The sequence below is a fragment of the Burkholderia sp. S-53 genome (genome assembly GCF_025560745.1).
GTDB lineage: Bacteria > Pseudomonadota > Gammaproteobacteria > Burkholderiales > Burkholderiaceae > Burkholderia > Burkholderia pyrrocinia.
Genome location: NZ_CP090483.1, coordinates 1,824,091 through 1,833,797, shown reverse-complemented (window position 1 = coordinate 1,833,797; position 9,707 = coordinate 1,824,091). Strand labels below are relative to the sequence as shown.

1 protein-coding gene is annotated in these 9,707 nt (G+C 71.9%); it reads right to left on the bottom strand.

Translation table 11 applies throughout. The features are described from left to right. On the bottom strand, nucleotides 1-9,660 hold the full coding sequence (locus LXM88_RS13420) for a non-ribosomal peptide synthetase (protein ID WP_262542787.1): 9,660 nt from the start codon (nucleotides 9,658-9,660) through the stop codon (nucleotides 1-3). Between the last annotated feature and the right edge of the window lie 47 nt (nucleotides 9,661-9,707).

Sequence of the window (9,707 nt, the reverse complement as noted above, 5' to 3'; positions counted from 1 at the left end):
TTATTGGGTTTCCAGTTCGCCGAGCAGCGCGTCGATCGCGCTTGCCGCATCGGTCGCGCCGCGTGCCGCGCAGGCCGCGTCGATCGCTTCCGCGCAGCGCGCGAGCGTGCGTTTGTCGAACAGCGTGCGCAGCGGCAGCGCGAGCCCCCAGTGCAGGTTCGCCTGCGCGTGGGCCTGCGTCGCGAGCAGCGAATGGCCGCCGAGCAGGAAGAAATCTCCATCGCGGCCGATCGCGTCGACGTGCAGCACGCGTTGCCAGATCTCCGCGAGCGCACGTTCGGTATCGGTCGCGAGTTCGACGGCTTCCGCCGCTTCACGTACCGGCGCGGGCAACGCATGACGGTCGCACTTGCCGTTCGGCGTGACGGGCAATGCGTCGAGTTCGATCAGTTGCGACGGCACCATGTAGGCCGGCAGTTGCGCGCGCAACGCATCGAGCAGCGCCGCGCGGTCGAGCGGGCCTGCGTCGCCGCGTGCGACATAGCCGATCAGTTGCTCGTCGCGCACGATCACGACCGCATCGTTCACGCCGGGCGCCGCGCGCAGCAGCGCCTCGATCTCGCCCGGCTCGATCCGCTGGCCGCGCAGCTTCACCTGCGTGTCGACGCGGCCGAGATAGTCGAGCGCGCCGTCGGCACGCCGACGTGCGAGGTCGCCCGTGCGGTACATGCGTGCGCCCGGCACGAAGGGATCGGGCACGAAACGCTCGGCGGTCAGCGCCGGGCGGCCGAGATAACCGCGCGCCAGGCCCGCGCCTGCCAGGTACAGTTCGCCGGTCGCGCCGGCCGGCACCGGCTGCCATGCGGCATCGAGCACGTGCAGTTGCAGGTTCGCGATCGGATGGCCGATCGGCACCGCGACCGCATTCGCATCGTCGGGGCCGCAGGTCCAGTGCGACACGTCGATCGCGGCCTCGGTCGGCCCGTACAGGTTGACGAGCGTCGCGTTCGGCAGCAGCCGCGCGATCTTCGCGACGAGTTCGGGTGCCAGTGCCTCGCCGCTCGCGACGATCAGACGCACGCTGTCGCATTGCGCGGCGGCCGAGAAATCGTCGAGATACGCGGCGAACGCGGCGAGCATCGACGGCACGAAATGCAGCACCGTCACGCCGTGCGCATGGATCGCGGCCGCGAGACGCGCCGGATCGCGATGGTCGCCGGGCGCGGCGATCGCGAGCTTCGCGCCGATCGCCAGCGGCCACACGAATTCCCAGACCGACACGTCGAAGCCGAACGGCGTCTTGTGCAGCACGACGTCGTCGCGCGTCAGCCGGTACGCGTGCTGCATCCACGCGATCCGGTTCGCGAGCGCGCCGTGCGTGTTGCCGGCGCCCTTCGGCTTGCCGGTCGAACCGGACGTATAGATCAGGTACGCGAGCTGGGTGTCGTCGATGGCGACGCCTGCGGGTGCTTCTTCACGTTCGCCCGCTTCATCGGCGAGCAGGTCCGCGACCGTCAGCAACTGCGTCGCTGCGTCGTCACCCAAAGCGGCCTCGACCTGCTCGCGCAGATGCGCCTGCGTGATCGCGACGGCCGGCCGCGCGTCGCGCAGCAGGTATGCGATGCGCTCGGCCGGATAGTCCGGATCGACCGGCAGGTACGCCGCACCGGCCTTCAGCACGCCGACGAGCGCCATCACCATGTCGAACGAGCGCTCGACGCACAGCGCGACCGGCGTGTCGGGCTGCACGCCGCGCCGGCGCAGCGCAGCCGCGATGCGCGACGTGCCGATGTCGAGTTCGCGATAGGTCGCGCGATGCACGCCGCCGTGAACGTCCGCGTATTCGAGCGCGATCGCGTGGGGCGTCGCGTGCGCCGCATCGACGAATTGCAGATGCAGCGGCTGACGTTGCGAAGCCGGCCATGAGCGCGCCGTGTCCTGCGCTAGCGCCAGTGCGTCGCGGGTTGCGTCGTCGGCGATCGACAGCGTGCCGAGCAGCGCGTCCGGCGTGCGGGCCAGCGCATCGAGCGCGCACGCGAACGCACGGTGCCAGGTCTCGACCTGCCGCGCATCGATGCGCGCGGTGTCGTAGCCGTAGTCGATCGTCAGGTCGGCACCGCTCTCGATCACGAGCGTCAGCGCGAAATCGGTCGCTTCGATGCTGCGCACGCCGCTCAGTGCAAGCGCGCGCGGATCGGCGTCGCGCGCCGTGTCGTCCACCGGGTAGTTCTCGAACACGACCAGCGTGTCGAACAGTGCGCCGCCCGCGCCGCGCGCCCAGCGCTGGATGTCGGCAAGCGGCGTGTGCGCATGCTCGGCGGCGGCCGCGTTCTCGCGCTGCAGCGTTTGCAGCCAGTCGGCCGCGCGTTGCTGCGGCGCGGGCGCGGTGATCACCGGCAGCGTGTTGATGAAAAGACCGAGCACCGTGTCGACGTCCGCGAGCACATCGGGACGGCCCGCGACGGTCGCGCCGAACGCAACGGCCGGCTGGTGCGTCATCCGCTGCAGCGCGAGCGCCCATGCGCCCTGCACCAGCGTGTTGACGGTCAGCTTCAGTGCGCGCGCCGTCTGCGCGACGCGCGTCATCGCGTCCGCATCGATCGTCGCACGCCACGTGATCATCTCGGCGTCCGCGCGGTCGGCCGTGCGTTCCGCGATCAGCGTCGGTGCGTCGAGCCGCGCGAGGCGGTCGGTCCAGAAACGTTCGTCGGCATCGCGGTCGCGTGTGCCGAGCCACGCGATGAAGTCGCGATAGCGCAGCGCCGGGCGGCTCGCGAACGGCGACACGGCGTCCGGGTCGCGATAGTCGCGCAGCACGTCCGCGAGCAGGCGCGCGGTGCTCCAGCCGTCGAGCAGCACGTGATGACGCGTCCACACGACGCGCCACGCGTCGTCCGTCACGCGGATCAGCGTGAGCCGCATCAGCGGCGGCTCGCGCCAGTCGAAACCGCGGGCGCGGTCGGCCGCGAGCCATGCGTCGAAATCGGCGTCGAGCGTGTCGCCGCGCGTGCGCCAGTCAAGCTGCTCGACCGGCATCCGTGCGTGGCGATGCACGCACTGCAGCGGCGCGGCTTCGTCGGGCATCACGCTCGTGCGCAGGATGTCGTGGCGTGCGACGGACGCGTCGAACGCGGCCGCGAGGCGGTCGGCATCGAGCGCGGTCGCGGTCGCGACGAGCTGGTTCACGTAGCTCGCGTGGCCGGGTGCGAACAGTGCATGAAACAGGATGCCCTGCTGCATCGGCGACAGCGGATACACGTCGTCGATCGTGCGCCAGTCGAGCGGCGTGCGTTCGATCGCAGCCTGCGTAAGGCCGGCGGCCTGCGCGAGCGGGAAATCGCCCGGCGTCGCGCCACCGCCGCGATGCGCGACGCGTGACGCGCAGGCTTCAACGAGTTCCCGCAGCGCGGCCGCGAAGCGCTCGGCAAACGCGTCGATCGTCGCGCGCTCGAACTGGGGCGCGCCGTACACCCAGTGCACTTTCAGCGTGCGCGCGCCGTCCCGGTCGGTATCGAGGTACGCGTGGATCGCGAGCGTATTGCCGAGCGGCCCTTGCTGATCGCGCTCGACGCCGGTGCCGCCGAAGCGTGGCACGAGCGTTGCGTCGCGCGGCGCGTCGAACTGGCCGAGATAGTTGAACGTGACGCGCGGGCGCGGCACGGCGGCCAGCGCCGCGCGCGTCGCCGCATCGCCGTAGTGTGCGAGCACGCCGAAGCCGAGCCCCTTGTGCGGCACCGCGCGCAGCGTGTCCTTGACCGCGCACAGCGTGTCGTTCGCGGTCGCTTCGACCGGCAACGTCACCGGGTAGTGGCTCGTCAGCCAGCCGATCGTGCGGCTCGCGTCCGCATCGTCGAACAGCGCCTCGCGGCCATGCCCTTCCAGTTCGATGCGGCACGATGCCGAGCCTCGCACGCCGGCCAGCGCCAGCGCGAGCGCCGCACCCAGCAGTTCGATCGTCTGCGTGCGATAGGCCGCATGCGCATCGGTCAGCGCCGCACGCGTCAATGCCGCGTCGATGGTCTGCACGACGACGGCCGCATCGGCATTCGTCGCCGCTGCGTCGGGGTGATCGGGCACGAGGTCGTCGCCCTGCGCCATCGCGGCCCAGTACGCGGCCTCGGCCGCGAATGGCGACGCCGGTCCCGTCGCCGCGCGCGCGAGCCGTGCGGCCCACGCGTCCGCGCGCAGGCCCGGCTGCGACAGCCGGACCGGCGTGCGTTCGCATGCTGCGCGGTAGGCCGAGTCGAGGTCGTCGAGCAGGATGCGCCACGATACGCCGTCGACGATCGCGTGGTGAATCGCGAGATAGAGCTGCGTCGAACCGTCCGGCATCCGGGCCGCGCACGCGCACGCAAGCGGGCCGCGGCCGAGGTCGAGACGGCGCTGCAACGCGTCGAAGCGCGCGAGCGCGTCGGCTTCGTCGCGTGCGGCGACTTCGACGAACGGCAGCGCATCGTACGGCTTCGCGGCATCGCTGGCGTGCCACGTGCCGTCCGTACCTCGCGCGAAGCGCTGGCGGAACGCGTCGTGATGCGTCAGCAGCGCATCGAATGCGCGCGCGAACGCGTCCGCGTCGAACGGCCCGCGCACGTCGAACGCGATCGACTGGTTCCAGTGGCCGCGCTGCGGGACGTCGAGCGCGAAGAAGCGCTGTTGCGCGGGCGTCAGGACTTGCGCGGCAGCGGGCGTTGCCGCCGCGGTTGCGATTGCAGGCTGCGCAGCGGCAGTCACGTCCTCGGTCTTCGCGATGCGTGCGAGCTCGGCCACCGTCGGGCCGTCGAACAGTTGCTTCGGCGTGAAGCGCACGCCGCGCTTGCGCGCACGGGCAATCACCTGCAACACGAGGATCGAATCGCCGCCGAGTTCGAAGAAGTTGTCGTCGCGGCCCACCTGCGGTGCCTTCAGCACGGCCTGCCAGACTTCGGCGAGCACCGTTTCGACCTCGCCCTGCGGCGCGTTGCCGGACGCGATCGCGACCGGCGCGGCCGCCAGTTCGCGCAGTGCCGCGCGATCGATCTTGCCGTTCGCGGTCACCGGCAGGCGCGCGAGCGCGACGAACTGCGCGGGCACCATGTAGTCGGGCAGCTTCGCGGCGAGCGCCGCGCGCATGGCTGCCTCGTCGAATGCCGCACCATCGCGCATCACGATGAAGGTTGCGAGACGCAGGCGGCCGTCATGCTCGATCGCGAGCGTTTCGGCTTGCGCAACCGGACCGGCCGCGCGCACGGCCGCACTCACCTCGCCCGGTTCGACGCGGTAGCCGCGAATCTTCACCTGATCGTCGATGCGGCCGAGGAACGCGAGACGGCCGTCCGCGCGCAAGCGCACGCGGTCGCCGGTGCGATACAGCCGCGCGCCGGGCGTGAACGGATCGGGCACGAAGCGTTCGGCAGTCTGCGCCGGACGCCCGAGGTAGCCGCGCGCAACGCCCGGCCCGCCCAGATACAGCTCGCCCGTCGCGCCGGCCGGCACGCATGCGCCGAACGCGTCGAGCACGAGCGCGCGCGCATTCGGCAGCGGCAAGCCGAGCGGCACGCCGCTCGCGGGATCGCGCGCATCGGCGGCAATCGACGCCGTGTCGCACGCGATCGCGCCGACCGTCGCTTCGGTGGGCCCGTAATGGTTGATCACGCGGCAAGCCGGCGCGAGCGCGGCCAGGCGCGCGACGAGCGCCCACGTGAGCGTTTCGCCGCCCGTCACGAGCGCGTGGCGCGGCAGCACGTCGGCCGGCACGCGCGCGTCGAGCAGCGCCTGCAGGTGGCTCGGCACGATCTTCAGCACGCCGACGTCGCGGCGGCGCATCTCGTCCGCGAACAGGTCGGGATCGAACGCACACGCGGCCGGCAGCAGGTGCAGCGTGCGGCCCGCGCACAGCGCGCCGAACAGCGTCGTGTGGCCGAGGTCGGCCGCGACGGTCGACACCATCGCGAACGACGCGTCCGGCGCGAACGCGAGTTCGTCCAGCATCCCCTGCACGTAATCGGCCAGTGCGCCGTGCGACACGACGACGCCCTTCGGCGTGCCGGTCGAACCCGACGTATAGACCAGGTATGCGCCCTGTTCCGGATGCGGTGCGACGCGCACGCCGGCGGCATGCGCGAGCGTCGCGTCCTGTGCGAGCGTATCGACGTCGAGCGGCTGCGCGTCGATGCCGGCGGGCCATGCGGCCGTCTCCGCGACGAGCGCCCAGCGCGCACCGCAGTCGGCTGCCGCCGCGGCGAGACGCGCGGACGGTTGTGCGGGATCGAGCAACACGGCGAGCGCGCCGGCCTTCAGCGCGCCGAGCAGGCCGACGACGAAGCGCGTCGATCGCTCGATACAGACGACGACGGACGCTTCGGCGGCCACACCGCGTTGCGTCAGCGCGCGCGCGATGCGGTTCGACGCGTCGTCGAGTTCGGCGAACGTCAGCGATGCCGACGCGTCGACGAGCGCGACGCGATGCGGATACGCGGCCGCCTGCCGCGCGAATGCGGCGACGATGTCGGCATGTTCGACGCGCAGCGCACGGCCGTCACGCGGCTGGCGCAACGCGGCCGACGCGTCGCATGGCAGCGCGGCCGTCGTGCGTTGCGGATCGTGCGCGGCCGCGCCGACGAGCGCCGCATAGCTGTCGAGCCACGCGCGGGCGGTGTCGGCGTCGATGCAGTCGGTCGCATAGGCGGCGACCAGTTCGATCCCGTTCGCGTCGTCGGTGAAATCCAGCGCGAAGTCGAACCGCGCGGCCAGATCGGGCCCCGGTGTCGCGACCGCCGTCGCACCCGGCAGCACGCTGTCGTGCCGCGCGTCGAACTGCTGCGCGAGTTTCACGCGCAGCCATTCGTCGCCGCGCTTGACCGGCGGCTTCACCGCATCGACGACGCGCTCGAACGGCACGTCCTGGTGCGCGACCGCGTCGAGCGCCGCCGTGCGCGCCGCGTCGACGAGCGCGCGGAACGGCAGCGTCGGCGCCACGCGCACGCGCAGCGCGACCGTATTCAGGAACAGCCCGAGCAACCCACGCGTTTCGGGGCGCTGGCGATGCGCGACCGGCACCGCGACGACGACATCCGTTTCGCCGGTCAGGCGCGACAGCCATGCGTCGAGCGCGGCCAGCAGCACCGTGAAGACGGTGGCCTGCGCATCGCGCGCGAGTTGCCGCACGTCGGCCGCGACCGCGTCGGGCACGCGCACCGACACGCGCGCGCCCCGCAGCGTGCGTGCGGCGCCCGGCTGACGGTCGACCGGCAGCGCGATCGGGCCCGGCACGTCGCGCAATGCGCCGCGCCAGTAGTCGAGCTGGCGTTCGCCTTCGCCGCCGGCCAGCATGCCGCGCTGCCAGTCCGCGTAGTCCGCGTACTGAATCGGCAGATCGGGCAACGACGGTTCGCGGCCTTCCGCATACGCACGGTACGCGGCCGACAGTTCGTCGAACGCGCAGCGCGAGCTCCAGCCGTCGGTGATCGCGTGATGCGCGGTCAGCAGCAGGCGGTGACGGTCGTCCGCGAGCGCGACGAGCGTCGCGCGCAGCAGCGGGCCGCGTGCGAACTCGAACGGTTCGGCCGCGTCGCGCTCGGCGAGTCGTGCGGCTTGCGCGTCGCGCGCGGCCGGCGGCTGGTCGCGCAGGTCGATGTCGGCGATCGACACCGGCAGATGCGCATGAATCCGCTGCATCACGACGCCGTCGTCGTTGTCGACGAGCGTCGTGCGCCACGCTTCGTGCCGGCCGATCACGTGATCGAGTGCACGCTGCAGCGCGTCGCGTTCGAGCGTTCCGTCGATCGTCCAGTGCGCGGCGATGTGATACGCGGCGCTCGCATCGCGCGTTTGCGCGAGCACCCAGAAACGTTGCTGCGCGAGCGACGCCGCGCGGTCGACATGCTGCGCGCCCGAAGCGGCTGCATCGACCGTCGCGCGGCGTGCGGAAATGACGGCCAGCGGCTCGCCGGTCTCGCGTTCCGCGCGGTCGATCGTTTCGGCCAGTTCGGCGAGCGCCGGGTCGGCGAACAGCGTATCGAGCCGCAGGTTCACGCGCGATGCGGCGCGAATCGCGGCCTGCAACTGCATCGTCGCGAGCGAATCTGCGCCCAGCGCAAAGAAGCGGTCGTCGCGCGACGGCGCGGCGTCGAGGCCGAGCAGCGTCTGCCAGAGACCGGCGAGTTGCTGCTCGGTCGGTGTGCGCGGCACGTCGCCGGCACCGTGCGTCGTGTCGCGCGCGGCGGCGATCCGCTCGCGCAGCGCGGCGCGGTCGATCTTGCCGTTCAACGTATACGGCAGCGCATCGCAGCGCACGAAACGGTGCGGTTGCCATGCCGCCGGCAATTGCGCGCCCACGTGCGCCTTCAGTGCCGCATCGTCGGCCGCCGCGCGCAGCGCGATGCACGCAATCAGTCGCGTCGGTCCATTGCCGGTTTCGGCGACCACAGCCGCATCGGCCACGGCCGGATGCGAGCGCAGGCACGCGGCGATTTCCGCGGGCTCCACGCGCACGCCGCGCACCTGGACCTGGTCGTCGAGACGGCCGAGATAGTCGAATGCGCCGTCGTCGCGCAGGCGGGCGAGATCGCCGGTGCGGTACACGCGTGCGCCGGGTTCGCCGTCCGGATCGGGAATGAAGCGTTCGGCCGTCAGCGCCGGACGGCCGTGATAGCCGCGCGCGATACAGACGCCGCCGAGCAGCAGCTCGCCGCCTTCGCCCGACTCGCCGTCGATGCGCGCGACGCGCGGGCCGATCACGCGGCCGATCGGCAGCGACGCATATGCGTCGTTAGCGGCCAGCACGGGCGTCTCGCCCGGTTCGACCGGCCACAGCATCGGCGAGATCACGGCCTCGGTCGGCCCGTAGCCGTTGATCAGGCGTGCCGACGGGAACGTGCGGCGCACGAACTCGAATGCCTGCTGCGGCAGCGCTTCGCCGCCGAACGCGAGTACGCGCAATGCCGGCGGCACGCCGTCGCGCGCGGCGACGGCCGCGAATTCGCGCAGGTATGCAGGCGGAAATGCGGCGACGTTGACCGATTCGCGCACCAGCAGCGCATGCGCGGCGTCCGGTGCAAACGGCTGCGGCGGCGCCACGACGATACTGGCGCCGATCGCGAGCGGCGCGAGCCAGCACTCGTGAGCGGCGTCGAAATTGACCGATGCGAAATGCAGCAGACGGTCGCCGGCCTCGATCGGCAACGCGGCCGCGAGCGCGTCGCAGTGCGCGGCGAGCGGCCCGTGCTCGACGACCACCGCCTTCGGCGTGCCGGTCGAGCCCGACGTATAGATCATGTAGGCGGCCGCACGCGGATGCACGGGCACGTCTTCGTCATCGGCAGCAATTTCTTGCTCGCCCGCCGCTTCGGCTGCCGCGTCGAACGCGTGTTCGAACGGCGTGCCGAGCGCCGCGCGGCCGGCTGCGTCGACAATGCCGTGCCGCAGTTGCGCATCCTGGACGATCCAGTCGAGGCGCGCAGCCGGATGACGCGGATCGAGCGGCACGAACACGCCGCCCGCCTTCAGTACGGCCAGCAGCGCGACGAACAGCTCGCACGAGCGCTCGACGCAGACGCCGACCCGCACTTCCGCGCCGACGCCGGCCGCGCGCAGTTGCCGGGCCAGCCGCGACGCACGCGCGTCGAGCGCGCCGCGCGACAGGCGCAAGTCGTTCTGGAAAGGTACCGCGATGGCAGGCGCGTCGGGCGCGACGCGCGCCAGTTCGCGGATTCGGTGATGCAGCGCAGTCGGGAAACTCGTCATGTGCGTGAAGTCCTTCGGTCCGGCCGCTACGGCCAAGTCTCGGGGCC

Bases quoted from the DNA above. Each gene is read 5' to 3' on its own strand.
- LXM88_RS13420 (WP_262542787.1), bottom strand. From the start codon at position 9,660: ATGACGAGTTTCCCGACTGCGCTGCATCACCGAATCCGCGAACTGGCG.